Annotated in this window: 17 protein-coding genes and 2 pseudogenes; 12 read left to right on the top strand and 7 right to left on the bottom strand. The window is 46.3% G+C overall.

Going from position 1 to position 21,307, the window contains the following annotated elements; all coding sequences use genetic code 11:
- Positions 1 to 1,761, top strand: coding sequence for a dihydroxyacetone kinase subunit DhaK (gene dhaK, locus A372_RS36110; protein ID WP_019419713.1), 1,761 nt, complete (start codon positions 1 to 3; stop codon positions 1,759 to 1,761).
- 450 nt (positions 1,762 to 2,211) lie between these two features.
- Here the strand turns inward: dhaK (A372_RS36110) and A372_RS33260 are convergent.
- Positions 2,212 to 2,837 (bottom strand): annotated as a pseudogene (locus A372_RS33260) (LysE family translocator).
- Positions 2,838 to 3,073: 236 nt separating this feature from the next.
- A complete protein-coding gene (locus tag A372_RS0104825; RefSeq protein ID WP_019419696.1) occupies positions 3,074 to 3,661 on the bottom strand; it encodes a DJ-1/PfpI family protein in 588 nt (195 codons plus the stop codon).
- Between the two features lie 136 nt (positions 3,662 to 3,797).
- Here A372_RS0104825 and A372_RS0104830 point away from each other — a divergent pair, with 136 nt between their 5' ends.
- The 6 genes from A372_RS0104830 to A372_RS0104855 all read left to right on the top strand — a co-directional run bounded on the left by A372_RS0104830 (position 3,798) and on the right by A372_RS0104855 (position 9,372).
- On the top strand, positions 3,798 to 4,235 hold the full coding sequence (locus A372_RS0104830) for an Lrp/AsnC family transcriptional regulator (RefSeq protein ID WP_019419697.1): 438 nt from the start codon (positions 3,798 to 3,800) through the stop codon (positions 4,233 to 4,235).
- Positions 4,236 to 4,742: 507 nt separating this feature from the next.
- Positions 4,743 to 5,123, top strand: coding sequence for a GntR family transcriptional regulator (locus A372_RS0104835; protein WP_019419698.1), 381 nt, complete (start codon positions 4,743 to 4,745; stop codon positions 5,121 to 5,123).
- Positions 5,120 to 5,803 (top strand): ABC transporter ATP-binding protein, encoded by a 684-nt coding sequence (locus A372_RS0104840; RefSeq protein ID WP_019419699.1) that lies wholly within the window; start codon positions 5,120 to 5,122, stop codon positions 5,801 to 5,803. Before A372_RS0104835 ends, A372_RS0104840 begins: the two co-directional genes overlap by 4 nt.
- Positions 5,800 to 6,558, top strand: a complete 759-nt coding sequence (locus A372_RS0104845; RefSeq protein ID WP_019419700.1) for a hypothetical protein — start codon at positions 5,800 to 5,802, stop codon at positions 6,556 to 6,558. Before A372_RS0104840 ends, A372_RS0104845 begins: the two co-directional genes overlap by 4 nt.
- 335 nt (positions 6,559 to 6,893) lie before the next feature.
- Positions 6,894 to 7,781: an ABC transporter ATP-binding protein gene (locus tag A372_RS0104850; protein WP_019419701.1), complete on the top strand. Its 888-nt coding sequence runs from the start codon at positions 6,894 to 6,896 to the stop codon at positions 7,779 to 7,781.
- Positions 7,774 to 9,372: an ABC transporter permease gene (locus tag A372_RS0104855; RefSeq protein ID WP_019419702.1), complete on the top strand. Its 1,599-nt coding sequence runs from the start codon at positions 7,774 to 7,776 to the stop codon at positions 9,370 to 9,372. The genes A372_RS0104850 and A372_RS0104855 overlap by 8 nt, the downstream gene beginning before the upstream one ends.
- A gap of 357 nt (positions 9,373 to 9,729) precedes the next feature.
- On the opposite strand, the gene A372_RS37185 is transcribed toward A372_RS0104855, so the two are convergent.
- Complete coding sequence (locus A372_RS37185) at positions 9,730 to 9,975, bottom strand: hypothetical protein (protein ID WP_157259440.1); 246 nt, start codon at positions 9,973 to 9,975, stop codon at positions 9,730 to 9,732.
- A 710-nt stretch (positions 9,976 to 10,685) separates the two neighbouring features.
- On the opposite strand from A372_RS37185, the gene A372_RS0104865 reads away from it, so the two are divergent.
- Positions 10,686 to 11,294: a class I SAM-dependent methyltransferase gene (locus tag A372_RS0104865; RefSeq protein WP_019419704.1), complete on the top strand. Its 609-nt coding sequence runs from the start codon at positions 10,686 to 10,688 to the stop codon at positions 11,292 to 11,294.
- Positions 11,295 to 11,681: 387 nt separating this feature from the next.
- Here the strand turns inward: A372_RS0104865 and A372_RS0104875 are convergent, their stop codons facing one another.
- Positions 11,682 to 12,596: a DUF4261 domain-containing protein gene (locus A372_RS0104875; RefSeq protein ID WP_019419706.1), complete on the bottom strand. Its 915-nt coding sequence runs from the start codon at positions 12,594 to 12,596 to the stop codon at positions 11,682 to 11,684.
- Between the two features lie 31 nt (positions 12,597 to 12,627).
- Positions 12,628 to 12,801 (bottom strand): DUF1963 domain-containing protein, encoded by a 174-nt coding sequence (locus A372_RS36115; RefSeq protein WP_019419707.1) that lies wholly within the window; start codon positions 12,799 to 12,801, stop codon positions 12,628 to 12,630.
- Positions 12,802 to 13,051: 250 nt separating this feature from the next.
- Between A372_RS36115 and A372_RS0104890 the strand changes: the two genes are divergently transcribed.
- Positions 13,052 to 14,296, top strand: coding sequence for a DUF445 domain-containing protein (locus A372_RS0104890; RefSeq protein ID WP_019419709.1), 1,245 nt, complete (start codon positions 13,052 to 13,054; stop codon positions 14,294 to 14,296).
- Between the two features lie 322 nt (positions 14,297 to 14,618).
- The gene (locus A372_RS0104895) at positions 14,619 to 16,436 is read left to right on the top strand and encodes an APC family permease (protein ID WP_019419710.1); all 1,818 of its coding nucleotides are present in this window, start codon (positions 14,619 to 14,621) and stop codon (positions 16,434 to 16,436) included.
- Between the two features lie 112 nt (positions 16,437 to 16,548).
- Here the strand turns inward: A372_RS0104895 and A372_RS0104900 are convergent, their stop codons facing one another.
- A complete protein-coding gene (locus A372_RS0104900) occupies positions 16,549 to 17,565 on the bottom strand; it encodes a PocR ligand-binding domain-containing protein (RefSeq protein ID WP_019419711.1) in 1,017 nt (338 codons plus the stop codon).
- A 198-nt stretch (positions 17,566 to 17,763) separates the two neighbouring features.
- Between A372_RS0104900 and A372_RS0104905 the strand changes: the two genes are divergently transcribed.
- Complete coding sequence (locus tag A372_RS0104905) at positions 17,764 to 18,894, top strand: glycerol dehydrogenase (RefSeq protein ID WP_019419712.1); 1,131 nt, start codon at positions 17,764 to 17,766, stop codon at positions 18,892 to 18,894.
- 2 nt (positions 18,895 to 18,896) lie between these two features.
- On the top strand, positions 18,897 to 20,657 hold the full coding sequence (gene dhaK, locus A372_RS36120) for a dihydroxyacetone kinase subunit DhaK (protein WP_019419713.1): 1,761 nt from the start codon (positions 18,897 to 18,899) through the stop codon (positions 20,655 to 20,657).
- 450 nt (positions 20,658 to 21,107) lie between these two features.
- On the opposite strand, the pseudogene A372_RS38395 reads toward dhaK (A372_RS36120), so the two are convergent.
- Positions 21,108 to 21,307: pseudogene (locus tag A372_RS38395) on the bottom strand (lysine transporter LysE); the annotation flags it as partial.

Consider the following 21,307-nt stretch of genomic DNA (forward strand, 5'->3'; position numbering starts at 1 on the left):
GTGAAAAAGATCATCAATAAGCCGGAGACGCTGGTCAGAGAAATGTGCAACGGCATGGTGCTTGCACATCCTGAACTGGAGTTTAACAGCAAATATAAGATCATTAAGAAAAGAGATATGAACCAAGACAAGGTAACTTTGATCAGCGGCGGAGGAAGCGGCCACGAGCCCGCTCATGCCGGATTTGTCGGGAAAGGGATGCTGGATGTGGCGGTCTGCGGAGACGTATTTGCCTCCCCATCCCAGATTCAAATTTATCAAGCGATCAAAGCTTCAGCCAGTAAAAAGGGCACACTGCTCATTATTAAAAATTACAGCGGCGACATTATGAATTTCAAAAATGCAGCACATCTGGCAGGGGAAGACGGGGTACTTGTCGATTATGTCAAAGTGGACGACGACATTGCGGTAGAAGACAGTCTATATACGGTCGGCAGAAGAGGCGTGGCGGGGACTGTACTTGTTCATAAGATTGCCGGCGCAGCCGCTGAAGAGGGAAAAGAGTTAGCTGAAGTGAAGGAAATTGCCCAAAAAGCGATAGATAATACGAGAAGCATAGGCTTTGCCCTTACTTCGTGCACTGTTCCGGCTAAAGGAACGCCGACATTTGAGCTAAAAGATAATGAAATCGAATATGGCGTGGGCATTCACGGTGAACCAGGCATTCGCAGAGAACAGAATGTATCTGCCGATGAGCTGGCGAAGAAAATGGTCACGGATTTGTTCCGCGATATGAAAATAAGCGGCAGCTCGCAGGCTGAAATCGCCGTGTTAGTTAACGGGTTCGGCGGATCACCACTGCAAGAATTGTGTTTGTTGGCGAACGCGGTTGTTCGGGAAATCCGTAACCACAACGTTCCCATCTTTAAAGTATTTGTCGGCAACTACATGACAAGTATAGACATGGCAGGCGCTTCCGTGTCCATGATCAGATTAGATGAACAATTAAAACATTATCTGGAAGCTAGTTGCGATACGCCAGCGCTTCAAGTGACAGGGCCGTTCAGCCCGCTGCGTATTGAAGAAGCACCAGTGGAGTCGCCAGAGAATCAAGCCGTATCCTATCGATGTGAGACAGATCAGCAATATGCCAAGATCGAACGGAATACCTTCTCGTTACACAATCTGATCTATCTGACGGACAAGATGAGTGAGATTATTATTGAAAATGAAGTTCCTTTCTGCGAACTGGACTCGCATGCAGGCGACGGCGACTTTGGCATGAGTGTCGCAAAGGGCTTTAAGCAGTTAAAGAGAGAATGGCATGAGATTATGGAACACCACACCGGAAGTATTGGCGAGTTTCTAAATGCATGCTCGCTCATCATTATGGAGCATTGCGGTGGCGCTTCCGGACCGATCTGGGGATCGGCATATCGAGCGGCCAGCAAATATGCGGGAGACAGTACTGAATTAACTGTCGCCGAATTTGCGGGTATGATGAAGGCCGTTGTCAAAGGCATCCAGGATACGGGCGAACGTTCTTTCGGAAGAGGAGCCGTAGTCGGAGATAAAACCTTGATTGACGCGCTGGCACCATTCGCCGATGCATGGGAGCAATGTGCAATAGAGGGCGACGATATCAAGACCGCATCAGCCAAAGCTGCAGAAGCCGCAGTTCAAGGAGCGAAGCATACAGAGTCGATCGTTGCCAGAATGGGAAGAGCGGGAACGGTTGGAGAACGAAGCTTGGGGTATCCGGACGCCGGTGCCTATGCATTAGGTGTTATTTTCACGGAGTTAGCTCAGGTGTTAGAATAAATGGATAACATCGCTTAGAGCGGGGAGTCGGTTTCTCGGATTTCCTAGATGCAGCCTGTTAGTAAATAACATTTGAAATATATGAAACCGGAGCGCAAGCAAACAGCGCTTCGGTTTCTTTATAAGGCAGCGTGTAAAATCCAAATGATCTTAAGTCCTATCAAAAAGGAGTTTCCAGTAAAGTTGTCGAATGGACTATGATTATTACTCAGATTAGCATTCAGCATAACTATTGCAGTCTAAATATTGCCGTGAAGACAGAACAGGAAGCTGAGGGTATTATTAATTCATCACATATCTGCAACCCTGTGGATTGGCTCCCGTGGGGAACAGAGGCGTTTCCATAGGGCAGGTCGCGAAGGAAAGCCAGTATTCCTAATCTATAGAGTGAGTCTAGATTTAATCACAAAATAGGGGTTCTACCACATAGCTATCAACTTAAAATGACAACTATAGTATTCCTTTTATTGTTATTATAAACTGATATAAGAAGTATCCCGCAAAACCTATTAAAATAAATCCAGCGATTATGGATACCCATTTTATCATTGTTTGACTCATTACTTTTCTTGTTACCGCAACAATTGCAAGTAGACCAACATCATGGACTAGGATACCAGTTAAAATACCCGCCCCGACGATTAAAAATTTTGCCGGTTGTGTCGTATCATAAGAATCAGAAAGTACAGCTCCAAAAACGGAAATCCAAAACACGAGATTTCCTGGTGAAAAAGCTACGAGTAAGCCATTACGATATGAGCTAAGAAATGATCTGTTTGGTTTATCACCAGCTAACGTAATATCTTGATCTGAGTTTTTTATGGAATCATAGTCTAAAAGTGCTAAGAAACATGCGCCAATAAGCCACATTGGTATTTGAATGTAAGGTAAAGCAAGTACAGAAGCCAACCCCATATATAATGCAATAATTAATCGATTGCCATTCCATCTAATCCTACAGCCCAACCATGCATAAAACCTTTTTTCAGACCTTGCTTCGTCATTTCAACTGTCATTGCTCCTACAGGCATTGCAATTGCAAGACCCGCGAGAAGATACGTAAAAAATATATTCAAAAAAACACTTCTTTCAAATTTGATGTCTTTATACGTTCATTTATATATACACTTTAGCGTTAAAATTCAATATTTGTATGGATTTATTCGTATCCATAAACTCTATTCAGGATAAGCAAAAAGTACTTTACCATTTGAACCAAGAAACTCGTATATTATTATTGCTGTTCTTTGAAATAGTATCAGATATATCTTACTACACATTCCTTTATACGAATATAAGCTCTTTTTTAATATCAAATTTCAAATCCCATTAATTCTTTAATACGTTTGACGTTCTTTTCTGAGGTTAATTTTTCAAGTAAAAGAAAAGCAACATCAAATCCGGTAGCTGGATTCGATGAAGTTATAATATGGCCGTCTTGAACAATAGGTACGTTCTGAACGTTTGCGCCAAATGTTTTTAATTGTTCTTTTCGATGACTAGTTGGATGGCTGTAAGTGGTTGCCTTTCTATTATATAATATTCCACTTTTACCCAAAGTTAAAGATGCTACGCAAATACTAGCAATCGGTTTTTGTCTAGAATGAAAGTACCTAATAATTTCAAGAAACCTTTCATCAAAAGCGTCATTGTAAAAACCAGCTTCTTCAAACCCTCCAGGGATAGCTAAGGCATCAAATTCTTCTAAATTTATTTCAGAAATTACTTTTTCAGGAATGATCGTAAAGTTCCAAGTGCATTTTAATTTTTTACGGAATCCGACAGTTACTAATTCTGTAGATCCATCTCCTTCCCACTTATTCCAACCAAAAACGTCTGTGAACATACTAGCTTCCACAGCTTCAAAGCCATCTGCTAATAATAACAATATTTTTTTCATTATTTAGCCTCCTTTGTTATTATTTTAGACAGAAATAAATGCTAATAACATAGGTCAGGAACGATTAATACATGGTTTAGCTTTACTTATTTAGGAGATTTGGATAGTATGCTTTATAAAAAAAGGTTGTGTACATTTGGATAAGATTGATCAGAGAATATTAAACGAATTACAGAAGAATTCTAAGATTTCAATGAAAGAGTTGGCGGAGATTGTTCATTTATCTTCACCAGCTGTCATTGAAAGAGTAAGAAAGTTAGAAGATAATCATACGATTGAAGGATATCATGCGAGTGTATCCCTAAAAAAATTAGGTCGGAACATCATGGCTCTTATATTATTTGAATCAAAGGACTGCAAAGCTTTGGCAAGTTTTTGTCACAATCATCCTGACGTATTGGAATGCTATCGGGTGGCTGGGGAAATTAGCTATATTGCAAAAGTAGCTACTAATTCTGTGGAGAGTTTAGAAATATTTATTGACGAAGCCATGAAATATGGAACACCTTCAACTAATATTGTTTTGTCATCCAATGTTAAAAAAGTAAGAAGTAATTATATAAACGAAAGTTAAAGAGAGAGGTATTGGCGTATATGGAATATCGTCAGTCGTCATCAGCCTAATAAGATTAAGTACTCCCAAAACGAAAAATGCGCTATTCTTTCTGTAGAATCATAGGAAGGGATGGCGTTTTTTGTATGTCTGTTTCTGTATCTGACGAGTAAATGACTAGATTTTTGAAGTGCTTACATTCCAAAAATCAGCTTTCACAAGAGAGCTATCCCGGTAAGTGGCCGGAAGAAAAGGAGAAGGGAGAAAAAGCTTGCAGAGTGTGGGAAAATTTCTTATTTGAAGCTATGCCAATATCGTTGAAGTACAAATGAATCTGGCACTTTGATTATGGTATTAACTCTTTAGAGACTGGATTCTGCTTCACACTCAAGGAAGTATGGGGCCAGGTAGAAGAGAGTCGTTAATTGTTTGAAAAGAAAGGGAAATCACCCTTGCTTTCCCTCTTGTCGCAGTGTACTATGTACCTAGAACACTAAGTCAATCATACGATGGAGAAGGGAGATATCCATGACACATTCGTTTCAGCATTCACAGCCGATATACACCCAGATCATGGATATATTCTTCCAGCGTATATGCAGGGGGGAGCTCGGGCCTGGCGACAAGCTGCCGTCGGTAAGGGATACGGCAGTTGAAGTAGGCGTTAATCCGAATACCATTCAACGTTCCTATATGGAGATGGAAAGGCGTGGCGTAGTGGAGACGAGAAGAGGCCAGGGGACATTCGTGACAGCGGATATCGAGCTGCTGGAGCGTCTCCGGCAGGAGCTCTCCCGCAATCAGATTTTCCTCTTCCTCGAGAGCATGAGGCAGCTCGGCCACACTCCGCACGATATTATGAGCATGATCAACAGCAGCATGCAGGCAAAGGGGGATACCAAATCTTGAGCTTAGTTACATTTGAGCAAGTCCGTTATAAGAAGGTGCTCCACGATTTGAGTTTCTCTGTGCCGCATGCCGGCATTATCGGTCTGATCGGGGCGAACGGGAGCGGCAAATCAACTGTACTCCATCTGATAGCCGGTCTGGTCCGTCCAGCGCAAGGACGCATCTTCATGAACGGGGAACCGGTCGGCCGACAAACGAGAGAACAGGTGGCCTTCTCACCTGAACGCGAGTGGCTGTATCCGTTCTTTACCGTCCAGCAGTCACTGCAGTTGGCTGCCCAGCTGTATACGGACTTTCAGACTGCCAAGGCGGAAGCGCTAACCCGACGTTTTAATTTGAACGCGGATAAAGAAGTCAGGTATCTGTCGAAGGGTAACCGCGCAAGGCTGCAGGTGATCTTGACGCTGAGTCGTTCAGCGCCGCTGCTCATCATGGATGAGCCGCTCTCGGGCCTTGACCCTATCACCAGGGAGCATCTGCTTGAAATGATGGCGGAGCATACGGAGTTGGAGAAGCAGTCGATTATTGTATCGACCCATGAGGTGGCGGAGATCGAGCTGTACCTGGATCATCTGCTGTTCATGCAGGATGGAAGGATGCTCGTTTCGGAAATTGTGGAGGACCTCCGCGAATCAAGAGGCATGAGTGTACTGGATGTCATGAGGGAGGCGCTGTTGTGAAAGCTTACCGGTTTCTATTACCCAAAGATATGCGCCAATCCCGATTCGCCTTCGTGCTCTCCTTCTCGATGCTGATGTTTCTGCAGCTGGGCTGCTTCCTGCTGGCACACGGGGTTGAGCCCGGGCTTGCAACCGTCCTTGCTATATTTGTCACGTATTTGAGCGCCTTCCTGCTGCCTGTTCTATACCTTCAATCGCTGCAGGTAGAATGGAAAACCCATTCGGTTTATTACTGGATTAATTCATCGTATTCCGGTTATCCGGTCCTGCTGTCGAAGCTGACCGTAGCGGCGGCGCAAACGGTGCTCATCATGGCGGCATCCTCTGCTGCCATGCTCGGCATCTATACTTACGAGGTTCATGTCATCGGCAAGCTCACCGGCATCTCACAGAAAATGAAGCCGCTGCTGGCGGAGACGTACCGGATGGATGCCATCATGCTGTTATACGCTGTTATGTTCAGCTTCGGCCTCGGCTTTCTGTTCCTTGCCGGCAAGGCCGTGCGTTATGGATCCGTACCGGCATTTGTAGTCTTGTGTGCCGTTCTGGCAGCCAGTGTCGGCTCGATGCTCGGCGGATGGTTCGAATGGCTGCCGTTCCGGCTGCCGCTTGGTATCAGACTGGCGAATGACAGTCTGGCAGCGGAGTATGCCACATACTCGCTTGGCGGTCTGCTCTTCCTGCTTGTGCTCGCCCTGGCCCTTCTAGCGGTGAATAGCTGGCTGCTGAAGGGAAGAGTCCAGGTCACGAACTGACCTGGACTCCCACATGCCTTTCATCCGGTTAACCCTAAACCTGTACGATATACCACTGACAAAACACCGGCAGCTTGCGCATGAGCGGCCGTTACTTCCAACACCGACCCAACAACACTTCCAAATCAGTCCCGCACATGCTGTCATAACCCGCAAGGAAGCAGCACACCAAAATCGACCACACCATTGATTGTACACAAGCACCCAAAACCCGTCATAGACGGACCATTACACGAACATACAGAGGAAACACGAAACATTTGCAGGCATAGATGCTTCTTGAAGCTTCAAGCGGTTCCCGGAGCCGTTACATTGGAGAGGAGAATGATAGTAAGATGGAGCTGGCAATCAATCAGGTGAGCAAGCAGTACAAGGGGAACTTCTGGGCACTCAAGGACTTTAACCTGAGGTTGGAGCCTGGCGTGCTTGGGCTGCTTGGGGAGAACGGAGCAGGAAAATCGACGCTGATGCGGATTATATCCACCATCACGGACGCTACCAATGGGGCGGTTCATTGGAACGGTATTGATATCTCCAAGAAGCCCAACGAAATCCGCAGAGTTCTCGGCTATCTGCCTCAAGATTTCGGTGTCTATCCAAATCTCAACGCGGTAGAATTTCTGGAATATATTGCGGCAATCAAAGGCATAAGCAAGCGGACAGCGAAGAAGCGGATCGATGAGCTTCTGCAGCTCGTCAATCTGACGCATGCCCGTAAACGGCCGATCGGGGGATTCTCCGGCGGGATGAGACAACGCGTCGGGATTGCCCAGGCGCTTCTCAATGACCCGCAAATTCTCATTGTCGATGAGCCGACGGTCGGATTGGATCCGATTGAACGTGTCCGCTTCCGCAACCTGCTGTCCGACTTGTCGGGCGAGCGGATCATTATTTTCTCTACGCATATCGTCTCTGATGTGGAAGCGACGGCCGGCAGTATTGCGATCATATCGAAGGGGAAGCTGATGCATCACTCTGATCCGGATACGCTTCTGCAGACGGTGGAGGGCAAGGTGTGGGAGGTTATCGTCTCAGAACAGGATGTCCAGGCGCTGCGCATACAGTGGATTATCAGCGGCACAATCCGTAGCGGCAAGGGCATTCAGGTGAGAATCGTATCAGATACCAAGCCTGCACCAGATGCAAGACTAATTACACCAGCTATGGAGGACGCTTATCTGTACTGCATTTCTGACAGCCGGGGAGGAAGCCGGAATGACTAGCTTTCGCTCCCTCTATCATATCGTCCGGGCGGACTTCTACGAACGGACACGCAGCTACGGGTTTCTTGTAACGATTGTTCTGACTATTCTTGCGGCTTATTTCTTCGTTCCGTTCACAGATGCCAAGTACGGCGTGGTCATGATTAACGAGCACCGGGGCATCTACAATTCCGCCTGGATTGGCGCCACCGTGGTCATGTCGACGGTCACGATTTTGAGCCTAATCGGCTTCGCGCTTGTGAAGAATGCTATTGACCGCGACCGGATGACCCGTGTGGGGCAAATTATTGCCACAACACCGATCAGCAAATTCGGCTATCTGTTTGGTAAGTTTGTGAGTAACTTTATTGTGCTGACGATTATCGTGTTTATCGCTTTTCTGGCGTCGATCGCCATGCAGTTGATTCGCAATGAGGATACGACGATCCGGCTGCTGGACCTTCTGCTTCCGTTTCTTCTCGTTGCTTTGCCTTTGATGGCGCTTGTAGCGGCACTGGCTGTGCTGTTCGAGGCAACACGCGTGTTGAGCGGCGGAGTTGGCATTATTGTTTACTTCTTCCTCTGGTCCCAGGTCTTCCTGAATTATGGGGTAACCGTGCAGATGGGCAATCTGGCCCTCAGCAGTCCTATGGGACTGGAAGTGTTCTATGATAGCATGATCGATACGTTCCGTGAACAGAAGAATGTTACAGGGCTCGTGGAGCGGGCAGACGGCATCATTGAGCTTGACCGGCCTCTGGAAACCTTTGTCTGGAGCGGTGTCGACTGGTCATCTGAGGTTATAGCGGGTCGTCTAGCCTGGGTTGTAATCGCCATTGCTGTGGTGCTGCTGGCGGCCTTAGTTTTCAGAGGGTTTGATAAGGTGATGGCGAAGGATTCCTTCGAACTCTTCAGTCTGTTCAGGAGGAAAAGGAAGGGCGACAAAAATGAGGGCTGGGAATCAAGCGGCGGCTTGACGGCCAAGGCCCTATCAGGCATATCGCTTCAGTTCAGCTTCTTCAACCTGCTGCGGTATGAGCTGTGGCTGATGCTGAAAGGACAGAAGTGGTGGTGGTATCTGGTTGCCTTCCTCTTCATAGCAGGAGATCTGCTGCTGCCGCTTGATATAGTAAGAAGTATGCTCGGACCACTCACTTGGGTATGGCCGATTCTAATCTGGTCTTCTATGGGCGTTCGCGAGCTGCGCAACAATACACGGGATATTGTGTTCTCCAGTATGTATCCACTTGAGCGTCAGATTCCGGCAACCTGGTTTGCGGGCTTTATCATCGCGCTCGGTACGGGAATCGGCTTTGGTATTCAGCTTCTCCTTGAAGGCGATATGGGTGGTCTTTTTGCCTGGTTCGTAGGAACCATGTTCATTCCTACACTTGCGCTTGCTTTAGGTATATGGACGCGGACAAATAAAACCTTCGAAGTAGTTTTCCTGGTCATCATGTTTGTGGGTGTTATGAACCAGCTGCAGATCTTCGATTTTATGGGCAGCATGGATTCATCGGCTGGGAAGGGCATGCCGCTTATCTATTTGGTCGTAACTCTCATTCTGCTTGCGGCTGCTGTAGTAGGAAGACGAAACCAGCTTCAGCGTTAACGAGAACAAGCATTTAACCAGTAGTGCACACCGAGACTTTATCTTCGCAGTAATAAGAGTATGTCGATTTAGGAAACAGAAGGTACACCTCCTGTTTACACTGGCGGCAGAGCTCAGCTCCATCCGCTCGGTTGCATTCTGCGGGATATCAACTGGGTATTCGGATATACGAAGAGGGAAGCCGCCGGAAATGTTCATACAAGCGGTGGACGCTTGGCTGCGGCGTAATTCGGGCCGTTTTGACCGCATTATCTTTTGAACCTGAGGACCGGGCCGCTTATTCACGCATTTTCCACGAGGGATCGATCGCAGACGGCAAGTAAGGGGATTTTAAAGGCTTTCTCGGAAACAAGTCATTTACAGGCTGCTGCTGATGCGCTTCGGGAAGCGGACTGCGTATTGATTGGCGCCGGTGCCGTACCGTCCGAACTTCGGAGGCCCGATGTTTCTCAATGTGCGTGTAAATTGGTATTTCATTGAAAAACCATACGAGCCGCAACGGGATCGGTTCATGTTTTGGCTGCAGCAGACCTCAAGCTGTGCCTCATTGAGCTGTGTCGGATTCAACACGCCCAGCGTCATTCGCTGGCCAATGGAAAGCATCAAGCACCAGCACCCGAATGCAACGCTTTTTCGTATCAACTGCGAGCATTCCCAGTTTCCCGAAGGAGTCAGGGAGAAGGCGTTCTCCTTCGCCATGAACGATGGTACAGTGAAGCGTTATCCGTCGCGGGATATGCGATGACCCTTCTCGCATGTCTGCAAGCGGTTCGAGGTCAGCGGAAAGTCGTAATTGAGGGAGATCCTGAGCATGCATTGACCAAGCAAATCATTGCCGCCGTTTAACAAGCGTACGCGCCGAATACGGCGATCGTCTATAAGCTGGATAATAAGATCGAACCTGCTGCATACGTATACGCAGATTATGCTTGCCAGGCACCGATCCATGATGTGGAGTCGCTGCTGGAACAGTTGAAGAGCACGTAATCGCCACAATGCGGCTGATAGGGAAGGATGCCTCTCGTATAAATAAACGGGGGCATTTTGGTGATTTCAGTAAGTTCTTTCATTGACAAAATATAACTGTAATACTACTATAGGAAATAGATTTTTCAGAGAAAGATTACTTCACTTCTGTACCTACTTACCAACCACCACAACACGATGCTTCATCTTCACGCTTCTATTGCTTTTCGTTTTTACAATTCTATCCTTTTGTGATTTGTTGCTGCTTTTCTTTGGCTGTTATGCTGTATCTTGTTCATCGTTGACAAGTAGTAAGTCAACATCTACTAGAGTGGGAGGATTCAAAAATGGAAAATACGAAAATACAAGATTATATTGAGAGTAATCAGCAGCAATGGGATGAAGAGTACAAATCCAACGTATGGGATTATTTATCGGATATTACGGAATACGCCAGATACTCAGTTGTGTACGGTTACATAAGAAAGTTTATTGCAGAAGAGGGCATTCTGGATATGGGGTGCGGTACCGGAATATTGTACGATATACTTCTAGACAGCGAGAAAGAAGGATATACGGGCGTAGACCTTTCTCAGGAAGCGATCAAGATGGCATCGACCAAAACGTCAAAGAACATTTTCCACTGCGGGGACATTAATCATTATGTGCCTGAGAAGCAATATGATGTTATCGTGTTTAACGAATCGCTGCATTATGTGCCCAACACGCCAAGCAAGCTTCTTGACTATTCCAAATTTTTGACTTCTAATGGCGTTATCGTTTCTTCCTTGTATTCTCACAAGAACACCGAAGATCCCGCCTTTGCTATGATTGAACATAAGATCGTGGAAATGGAGCAGTGCGGTTTATTTGAGGTCTTGGACAAGGTGAGCGTATTTAATCACAACGCCGGATTGAAATGGTACGTCCATCTTCTGAAGACAAAGAATGTATAGGTGTCTGACCTTACTTCTTGCATGATTTCGTGAGCAACAGCGGACTTTTAGAACAAATTCTATAGGTTTACAGGATAGATAAAGAAGAGCCGTCTCTAAGTTCAATAAGGACTTTGGAAGACAGCTCTTTTGTACATTTCAAGTGTTATCAAGTTGTCGTGATTGCATAAGAAGGAAGTGTGACGATGGATGGACAAGAGATTTCGATTCTTGCAAGAGGAGACTTGTTGGATTTGAATGATAACTACACGCTAAAGCAGGTCAACGCTTGTGACGAAAATAGAACGCAGCCCTAATCTAGCTGCGTTCACGGTTTCTCACTATTTCAGTCCAGTAACATTGTCATGCCGTTTCCACTGGACAATCTTTAGTTCTTAGTCAGCAATATTAATTTTCTTCCTGTATGTATCCCTGTCTTCCAGCGTAGTAAGGTTCTCCCGGATCGATGTCGATAACGACGCGATGCGGGGCGGCTAGTGCGTATTGATGCTCGCAACGCCAACGCATGTCTTCGGTGAATCCAATCGTTTCCCCGTCATTGATTACGTCTCCTTGATTAAACAAATAGTATCCGATATTCGCTAAATGTCCGGCAACCTCATCAGGATCAAGATCATAATAATGACACTGAACATCGGGAATACCCAGTGCAGCTAGTCCTATTGAATCCATCAAGCCCTCTGCCCGTCCGCTTCCAGTCCCTTCAACATTATAGAATCGTATATTCATCGCACCATATAACAGGGCACCCTCTTCAATCGCAGCCAAATACGCTTTAGGCTCTACAAGCTTGTCGCTCTCCCGAAAGTAAATCGCATCACAAGGAGCCGCTTCCAGAAGCGCTTGGAGTACGCCAGTGAACAGCTGTAATCTTGATTTGGGGTCAAGTCCTGATGCCATCATGTCTACCAGAAGCAGCGAATAGTTGCATTCGTGTAGAGTCTGAGCGGCTTCCTGCCAATGCCAGGATTGCTGAATAGCCGTTTCGTAGTCCGAAGCCGGACGATTGTCCATGTTCATCAAGCTGGTCTGGGCAGGCATTTCTCCTTCCGCATATTGAACCATGTAGTTTAAATGAAAGAAATGAAGCATGTTATCCTTATCAACTTCGTTCGCTTCCCAAACAGCTAGCCTTGCGGCATCCGTTTCCTGTTGTTCTGGATGTTCTATTTTACCGGTGTAACGCTCCACTTTCTCATAGAGAAAATTTCGATCCAGCTCTGGCTGCCGCTTGTATTTTAGTTCAACCGCATAGACCCGCGCAAACCCAAAGTCTCTCTCTTCCTCACGTACATCCTTCATATTTGGTCTTGTCTCCTTCGTGAATTCATTATTATAGTCGGCCACATGCCGTCTTTCCTTCATTCAGATAGAATACGCGATGTTCAATATGATAAGCAGGCTCATCTATCCCCACAAAAAAATATAGCATGCCGCTAGTCGGAAGCAGCGACGAATCGTCATGCTTCGCCAAATCTTTCAGATTGAGTTGCACTAAAAAAGTCATAGGCGTTATATCGATGGATCTATTATATAGTATCCTAGCAGGCTCTTCTAGAGATGAACACTATGGAACGGAGATTGAGTATGCGGTATACTGAAGCACAAATCAAACAACTTGAAATAAATTCTAATGATCGATGCGTACTTCTTCAGCAAATTATTAGTCGTATGGGAATAATACCAGTTAAGGTACAGCATCTTGAACTTTTGCGTTTATTTCAATATGTCCCCTTGAACAAGGGAGGGAGGATATCATGAATTCCAAATATATAGCGGGAATATCCTTAATTGTGATGGCCGCAGGCTTCGTGGTTACACTCATGCTGCCTGATTATTTATGGATACTGCTTCTGCAGGGCGGCTTCGAAGCAGGTCTTGTGGGCGGGATCGCTGACTGGTTCGCAGTTACGGCGCTCTTTCGACATCCGATGGGTATTCCCATTCCCCATACCTCATTGCTCTTAAAGAATAAAGATCGGATTGTTCAATCTTTCGTATCTGCTATAGAGACGGAGCTCTTGAACAAAGAGAGCATTGAGAAGAAGCTTCGCGGATGGAATCTTGTGGAGCGGGTAACTGCGGTTGCTACGCAGGCCGTTCAGAAGAAGAAGGCTCGCAGACAAGTGCTGGATCGTGCGATACATCTTGTTGAAAGGCTTCCTGTAGAGAAGCTTGCTCCCGTCGTTAAGTCAGGGTTAGCTTCTTATGTACGGGAAATAGAGCTTCATCAAGCATTTGACCAGCTTGCCACCTATCTCATCAAGGAGAGTTATGATGAGAAAGCGCTCGACTACGTGCTCGAAGAGGCGGAGTCATGGGCTCGACGTCTAGAGACGAAGCGCATGCTTGGCAGATTGGCGAATGAGAAGCTGGCGGAAGTGAAGCTTGGCGGACTGAAGGGGTTTGCATTTCAAGCCTTCGCAGGCTTCATGGACGAGGATAAGCTCGGCCAATTGCTGCAAGGCATGATTACTTCATCCCTGCAAGACTGGAAGGATGACGATAATGAATCCCGCGCAATGATTATCCGTGAGATTCGTGTGCAGGTCTTCCAGCTTGCTATGCATGAGGAGAAGGTGGGGCGACTAAAGACCTGGCTGCTCGAGCATATCCAGCATGAACGTTTTGACGAGACGATTAAGGAACGTTTGGAAGAGATCCGCACGATGGCGCTTCATGCCTTAGCCCGTGAACACGACACGGGGGGCCGAATCGTTCTCCAAGTTTACCGTGCTGCCGCTCAACAGTTGAAGGCGAATCCGGAATGGATCCATGAGAGCGAGAATCGAGTCAGTCAAGCTGTCGTCGCTATCGTTGAGAAGAACCATTATCGTATCGGTCAGCTGGTAACAGAAAATATAAATCAAATGGACGATGAAGCGCTAATTGAGATGCTCGAAGGCAAGATCGGCAAGGATTTGCAGTGGATTCGCGTCAATGGCGCCTTGTGCGGATTTGTCATCGGATTGCTTCTAGCGGCAATTCAGCTGTTCCTTTAAATCAAGATAGAGTCTGTCGATAGCGGCAGGCTCTTTTGTTCTGCAGGTTGCAGAAACAATCTCCCATTTGTGATGTATCGTGCAAATCGTGAACAAAAGTGCATAAATCAAGGCGATATCAAGATAATAAGACCAACTGGAACGTCTTTATTAATGCACATGCGATGGTTACGCTTATTTGGTGAAAAAGCAAGCCTGTATGGACATTATGGACGTATCCTTTGTTTTTACCAGAACACTTGTGACAGGAGTAACATACATTTCTGAACCTCGACTAATATGTAAGTAAACTTAGTATGAGTAAAGTGAGGCAGCAATCGATATGGCTAGTAAAGTAAAACGGTTATTGATCGGAAAACCAATGAAGAGTGCAGAGCTTGAAGGAGAGAAGCTTGGCAGATTAAAGGCGTTGGCGGTATTATCCTCTGATGCTTTATCGTCTGTCGCTTACGGTACCGAGCAAATTCTGATTGTTCTACTTGCCGTAGGGACAGTGGCCTTCTGGTACTCCATTCCGATCTCGATTGCCGTGCTTGCCTTATTATTGATTCTGGTCTCATCTTATCGTCAGACGATATTTGCCTATCCTACAGGAGGAGGCGCTTATATTGTTGCTAAAAATAATCTTGGAGTATCAACGGGACTACTTGCGGGCGGTTCACTCCTCATTGACTACATCCTGACCGTGGCAGTAAGCTCATCGGCAGGAACGGATGCGATTACATCTGCTTTTCCTGCGCTTCATAATTACAAGGTCTTGATTGCAATCTTGATGATTACGTTTCTGACCATCATGAATCTAAGAGGGGTGACGGAATCGGCATCGGTGCTTGCGATCCCGATCTATTTATTTGTGATTGCGATCTTTATCCTGATCTTGTCGGGTGTGGTCAAGTACATTACGGGTGGGGCAGTGGCTGCTGCACCGGATATGGAAGCAGCCTCGACGAATATTAGCCTATTCCTGCTGCTGAAGGCCTTTAGCTCAGGCTGTTCGGCGTTGACAGGGGTAGAGGCCATGTCGAATGCGGTTCCGAACTTCAGGGAGCCATCGGAGAAAAATGCTGCAGCTACGCTTGCGATGATGGGCGGGATTCTCGGCGTTATGTTCCTTGGGATAAGCCTCTTAGCCTATTGGTATGGAGTCGTTCCAAACGGCAAAGAAACGGTCGTTTCACAGATCGCGGGGGCTGTGTTTGGACGAGGAATGGTCTATTACCTTATCCAAGGGGTAACGGCGTTGATCCTGTTTTTGGCTGCAAATACGGCGTACGCCGCCTTTCCGCTGCTAGCCTATATGTTGGCGAAGGACAAATTCATGCCCCGCATGTTCTTGGTTCGAGGGGATCGATTGGGATTTTCGAATGGCATTATTATTCTGGGTGTGCTTTCTGCTTTGCTTGTCCTGATCTTCGGTGGGGATACATCAAGCCTAATTCCGCTTTATGCGATTGGGGTATTTATCCCATTTACGCTGTCCCAGCTTGGGATGATGATAAGATGGATGAAGCTGAAGCCTCCGGGCTGGTTATGGAAATTCGCGGTGAATACCGTGGGTATGCTAACTACGCTCATGATTACAATGATCTTCCTGATTACAAAGTTCAGTCAGGTGTGGATGGTCTTTATCTTCCTGCCAACCGTGATGTACATCTTTCATAAGATTCATAAGCATTATCTCATTACGGCAGATGAGCTTCGCATTGATATTCATACCGAGAAGCCGAAGGCCAAAGGAAATACTATCATTGTCCCGGTGGCCGGCATAACGCGAGTCGTCATGCATTCCCTTAGTTATGCCAAGTCGATGACGGATCATGTGGTTGCCGTCTATGTGGGCTTCAATGATGAGGATATCAAGCTGATGGAGAAGAAGTGGGCGGAATGGGATCCTGGAGTCCGACTAATTGTACATCGTTCCAGCTATCGCAGTGTGATTCGTCCGTTAGTGAAGTTCGTGGATACCGTCGAATGGAAGCAATCGGAGAACGATCATGTTACGATCTTGATTCCTCAGTTCATACCGCGCCATTGGTGGGAGAACATCTTGCACAATCAGACGAGTATTATGCTGCGTGCCTATTTCATCAATCGCAAGGATGTCGTGATTACGACCGTCCCTTATCATTTTCAGCAATAATGAGGGAGGCATGAAGGACATTCGGACAAGTTGCTGAAGAAGCAATACTAAAATTATAAAAACAAAGAACCGCCGTGGATTTAAACTTTGGCAGACGGCTCTTCGCGTATGGCTAGCGCTGATAAATTTGCCGATAACGGGCAGGAGTTATGCGTTCGAATTTCTTGAACGTCTTAATAAAATAGCTAGGTTCGCTAAATCCCAATTCGTTGCTAATTTGAGAGATAGACAGGTCGGTCGTCTCTAAAATTTGTTTGGCCCATTCCATTTTCAACCGCGGAATGAACACAGAAAAGTTTTCTCCGGTCTCCTTCGTAAAAATGCGGCTGAAGTAACTGGGGCTCACATGGCAAAGCGCGGCCATGTCCGCTAATTTCACGTTCTCGCTTTTATGAGTGTAAATATAATCGAATGCCGGTTGAAGAATGGCGTTGGCAGATATCTTTTGCTGATTGGACATTTTACTGATTTGACTATCGATCAGTGTATTTTCCAATTCGTTCTTGATCGATTGAATGCTGCGGTACGAATGCTCGGCAAGAGAATCGATAACAGGCTTATTGCTCGTTAACGCTTGCCGGTACATATCGATCGTTGCATTTTTATTGATCGCTTCTTCCACGATATAATTGCACAAATGATACAGCATTTCCGAGATTGTCGTGACTTCGTCATAAGACAAGACCGGGAGAGAAGTATAATCTTGTTCCAGGCTAAGGAACTTTTTATCGGCATCGGCATTGGAGGGACGAGTGACGATTTGTTCAAGTTCCATCGGATTGTCGCGCAGCTTGACCTGTCCCGCCATGATGGCCCCCATATACTGATTATGAACAATAATCGGGATGGCAATATCGACAATATTGTAATGGCATAAATAGATATAAGGCTTGTTCAACCGAACAGCCTCCAGGCCGCCCCTTGCGTCGCACTTCTGGCAGTATTGAGACAGTGCCTCGTCTTTGCGAATCGCTTGACAGAAGCTTTGGCAGTGGCTGTGCTGGGTAACGGGCACACCTTTATAGTCGGTTGTAATAACGGCCATTTTGGTAACCAAAGAGAGTGAGTCCTGCAGCTTCTGCCATTTCTCCATATCAATGATGCTTTCCAAATTAAAACGTGAGTTCACGATGACCTATTCTCCTTTTGTCCGCTTCGCATCATTATAGCATAATAATCGGATAGAAAGACAAGATAATACCATTTTCGAGGTTTAGGATAAGATAATACGATGAGATAGCGCTTTATTTTGCAGGAATAGTTCAATGATCTTGTACTCGGCCGCCACTATAATGGAGATACAATAACACAGAGGAGGATTACGCACATGAGAAAAGCGTTTATAAGTCCATCAAAATATGTACAAGGTGAAGATGAACTATTCAACCTGGGTTATTTCATCAAAACATTCGGAGAATCGGCTCTTCTGATTGCCCATGCCGATGATGTGCAACGTGTGAAGCAGAAGCTCGAACATACAATGGAAAAATACGGTGTTACAATAGTTGAGAGCGGTTTCAGTGGAGAGTGCTCTCGCCAAGAAGTAAAGCGATTGCAGCAGCTTGCGATTGAACATAACTGTTCTTGCACCATTGGACTAGGCGGAGGCAAAGCTATCGATACCGCGAAATGCGTAGCAGAGGGCGATGCGTTGATCATCGTACCGACCATTGCAGCGACGGATGCACCGACAAGCCATTCCGCGGTTCTTTACTCGCCGGAAGGCGAGTTTGACGACTACGCTTACTTCAAACAAAGCCCAAGTGTTGTAATGATTGATACAACTGTTATTGCCAATGCGCCTACACGCTTCCTGGTCGCGGGGATGGGGGATGCGCTGTCCACCTACTTTGAAGCGAGAGCAACCGCAAATTCTTATTCGAATGTGAATGCAGGGTTGCCATGCGGCGCTAACGGGGGAGTAAGTCCAGCTAAAGGGACAAAAGCAGCTCTTGCTCTTGCCAAGCTGTGCTATGAGACGTTGCTGGAGGACGGAGCTAAAGCGAAAACATCCTGTGATGCGAACTTGGTTACGCCAGCGCTTGAAAATATTATTGAAACAAACATCCTGTTGTCCGGCTTAGGCTTTGAGAGCGGCGGTCTGGCAGCTGCGCATGCTATTCACAATGGCTTGACTTCTCTGGAAGGCACCCACTCGTATTATCATGGCGAGAAAGTGGCCTTTACGACATTGGTGCAATTGGTTCTGGAAAATGCAAGCACGGCAGAAATCAATGAAGTGTTGCAGTTCTGCGTAAGCGTAGGCCTTCCGGTGTGTCTGGCCGATATCGGCGTAACGAGTGTGACGAACGACGAATTGCGGAATGTGGCCCAAAAAGCTTGCATACCAGAAGAATCGATTCATTCCATGCCTTTCCCGGTTAATGAAGAGATGGTAGTGGCTGCGATTCGAGTAGCGGACCACATCGGACAGCAATATAAACAAAAGGGTGAGTAAATGTGAAAAAGATCATCAATAAGCCGGAGACGCTGGTCAGAGAAATGTGCAACGGCATGGTGCTTGCACATCCTGAACTGGAGTTTAACAGCAAATATAAGATCATTAAGAAAAGAGATATGAACCAAGACAAGGTAACTTTGATCAGCGGCGGAGGAAGCGGCCACGAGCCCGCTCATGCCGGATTTGTCGGGAAAGGGATGCTGGATGTGGCGGTCTGCGGAGACGTATTTGCCTCCCCATCCCAGATTCAAATTTATCAAGCGATCAAAGCTTCAGCCAGTAAAAAGGGCACACTGCTCATTATTAAAAATTACAGCGGCGACATTATGAATTTCAAAAATGCAGCACATCTGGCAGGGGAAGACGGGGTACTTGTCGATTATGTCAAAGTGGACGACGACATTGCGGTAGAAGACAGTCTATATACGGTCGGCAGAAGAGGCGTGGCGGGGACTGTACTTGTTCATAAGATTGCCGGCGCAGCCGCTGAAGAGGGAAAAGAGTTAGCTGAAGTGAAGGAAATTGCCCAAAAAGCGATAGATAATACGAGAAGCATAGGCTTTGCCCTTACTTCGTGCACTGTTCCGGCTAAAGGAACGCCGACATTTGAGCTAAAAGATAATGAAATCGAATATGGCGTGGGCATTCACGGTGAACCAGGCATTCGCAGAGAACAGAATGTATCTGCCGATGAGCTGGCGAAGAAAATGGTCACGGATTTGTTCCGCGATATGAAAATAAGCGGCAGCTCGCAGGCTGAAATCGCCGTGTTAGTTAACGGGTTCGGCGGATCACCACTGCAAGAATTGTGTTTGTTGGCGAACGCGGTTGTTCGGGAAATCCGTAACCACAACGTTCCCATCTTTAAAGTATTTGTCGGCAACTACATGACAAGTATAGACATGGCAGGCGCTTCCGTGTCCATGATCAGATTAGATGAACAATTAAAACATTATCTGGAAGCTAGTTGCGATACGCCAGCGCTTCAAGTGACAGGGCCGTTCAGCCCGCTGCGTATTGAAGAAGCACCAGTGGAGTCGCCAGAGAATCAAGCCGTATCCTATCGATGTGAGACAGATCAGCAATATGCCAAGATCGAACGGAATACCTTCTCGTTACACAATCTGATCTATCTGACGGACAAGATGAGTGAGATTATTATTGAAAATGAAGTTCCTTTCTGCGAACTGGACTCGCATGCAGGCGACGGCGACTTTGGCATGAGTGTCGCAAAGGGCTTTAAGCAGTTAAAGAGAGAATGGCATGAGATTATGGAACACCACACCGGAAGTATTGGCGAGTTTCTAAATGCATGCTCGCTCATCATTATGGAGCATTGCGGTGGCGCTTCCGGACCGATCTGGGGATCGGCATATCGAGCGGCCAGCAAATATGCGGGAGACAGTACTGAATTAACTGTCGCCGAATTTGCGGGTATGATGAAGGCCGTTGTCAAAGGCATCCAGGATACGGGCGAACGTTCTTTCGGAAGAGGAGCCGTAGTCGGAGATAAAACCTTGATTGACGCGCTGGCACCATTCGCCGATGCATGGGAGCAATGTGCAATAGAGGGCGACGATATCAAGACCGCATCAGCCAAAGCTGCAGAAGCCGCAGTTCAAGGAGCGAAGCATACAGAGTCGATCGTTGCCAGAATGGGAAGAGCGGGAACGGTTGGAGAACGAAGCTTGGGGTATCCGGACGCCGGTGCCTATGCATTAGGTGTTATTTTCACGGAGTTAGCTCAGGTGTTAGAATAAATGGATAACATCGCTTAGAGCGGGGAGTCGGTTTCTCGGATTTCCTAGATGCAGCCTGTTAGTAAATAACATTTGAAATATATGAAACCGGAGCGCAAGCAAACAGCGCTTCGGTTTCTTTATAAGGCAGCGTGTAAAATCCAAATGATCTTAAGTCCTATCAAAAAGGAGTTTCCAGTAAAGTTGTCGAATGGACTATGATTATTACTCAGATTAGCATTCAGCATAACTATTGCAGTCTAAATATTGCCGTGAAGACAGAACAGGAAGCTGAGGGTATTATTAATTCATCACATATCTGCAACCCTGTGGATTGGCTCCCGTGGGGAACAGAGGCGTTTCCATAGGGCAGGTCGCGAAGGAAAGCCAGTATTCCTAATCTATAGAGTGAGTCTAGATTTAATCACAAAATAGGGGTTCTACCACATAGCTATCAACTTAAAATGACAACTATAGTATTCCTTTTATTGTTATTATAAACTGATATAAGAAGTATCCCGCAAAACCTATTAAAATAAATCCAGCGATTATGGATACCCATTTTATCATTGTTTGACTCATTACTTTTCTTGTTACCGCAACAATTGCAAGTAGACCAACATCATGGACTAGGATACCAGTTAAAATACCCGCCCCGACGATTAAAAATT

It is taken from the genome of Paenibacillus sp. OSY-SE (assembly GCF_000283315.1).
GTDB classification, from domain to species: Bacteria; Bacillota; Bacilli; order Paenibacillales; family Paenibacillaceae; genus Paenibacillus_B; species Paenibacillus_B profundus.

What these genes read in the sequence shown, in the direction of transcription:
- A372_RS0104905 (WP_019419712.1), top strand. Translation starts at nt 17,764, where the DNA reads ATGAGAAAAGCGTTTATAAGTCCATCAAAATATGTACAAGGTGAAGAT.
- A372_RS0104865 (WP_019419704.1), top strand. Translation starts at nt 10,686, where the DNA reads ATGGAAAATACGAAAATACAAGATTATATTGAGAGTAATCAGCAGCAA.
- A372_RS0104850 (WP_019419701.1), top strand. Translation starts at nt 6,894, where the DNA reads ATGGAGCTGGCAATCAATCAGGTGAGCAAGCAGTACAAGGGGAACTTC.
- A372_RS0104855 (WP_019419702.1), top strand. Translation starts at nt 7,774, where the DNA reads ATGACTAGCTTTCGCTCCCTCTATCATATCGTCCGGGCGGACTTCTAC.
- A372_RS0104875 (WP_019419706.1), bottom strand. Translation starts at nt 12,596, where the DNA reads ATGAAGGATGTACGTGAGGAAGAGAGAGACTTTGGGTTTGCGCGGGTC.
- A372_RS36115 (WP_019419707.1), bottom strand. Translation starts at nt 12,801, where the DNA reads ATGACTTTTTTAGTGCAACTCAATCTGAAAGATTTGGCGAAGCATGAC.
- A372_RS0104895 (WP_019419710.1), top strand. Translation starts at nt 14,619, where the DNA reads ATGGCTAGTAAAGTAAAACGGTTATTGATCGGAAAACCAATGAAGAGT.
- A372_RS37185 (WP_157259440.1), bottom strand. Translation starts at nt 9,975, where the DNA reads ATGCTTTCCATTGGCCAGCGAATGACGCTGGGCGTGTTGAATCCGACA.
- A372_RS0104825 (WP_019419696.1), bottom strand. Translation starts at nt 3,661, where the DNA reads ATGAAAAAAATATTGTTATTATTAGCAGATGGCTTTGAAGCTGTGGAA.
- A372_RS0104890 (WP_019419709.1), top strand. Translation starts at nt 13,052, where the DNA reads ATGAATTCCAAATATATAGCGGGAATATCCTTAATTGTGATGGCCGCA.
- A372_RS0104835 (WP_019419698.1), top strand. Translation starts at nt 4,743, where the DNA reads ATGACACATTCGTTTCAGCATTCACAGCCGATATACACCCAGATCATG.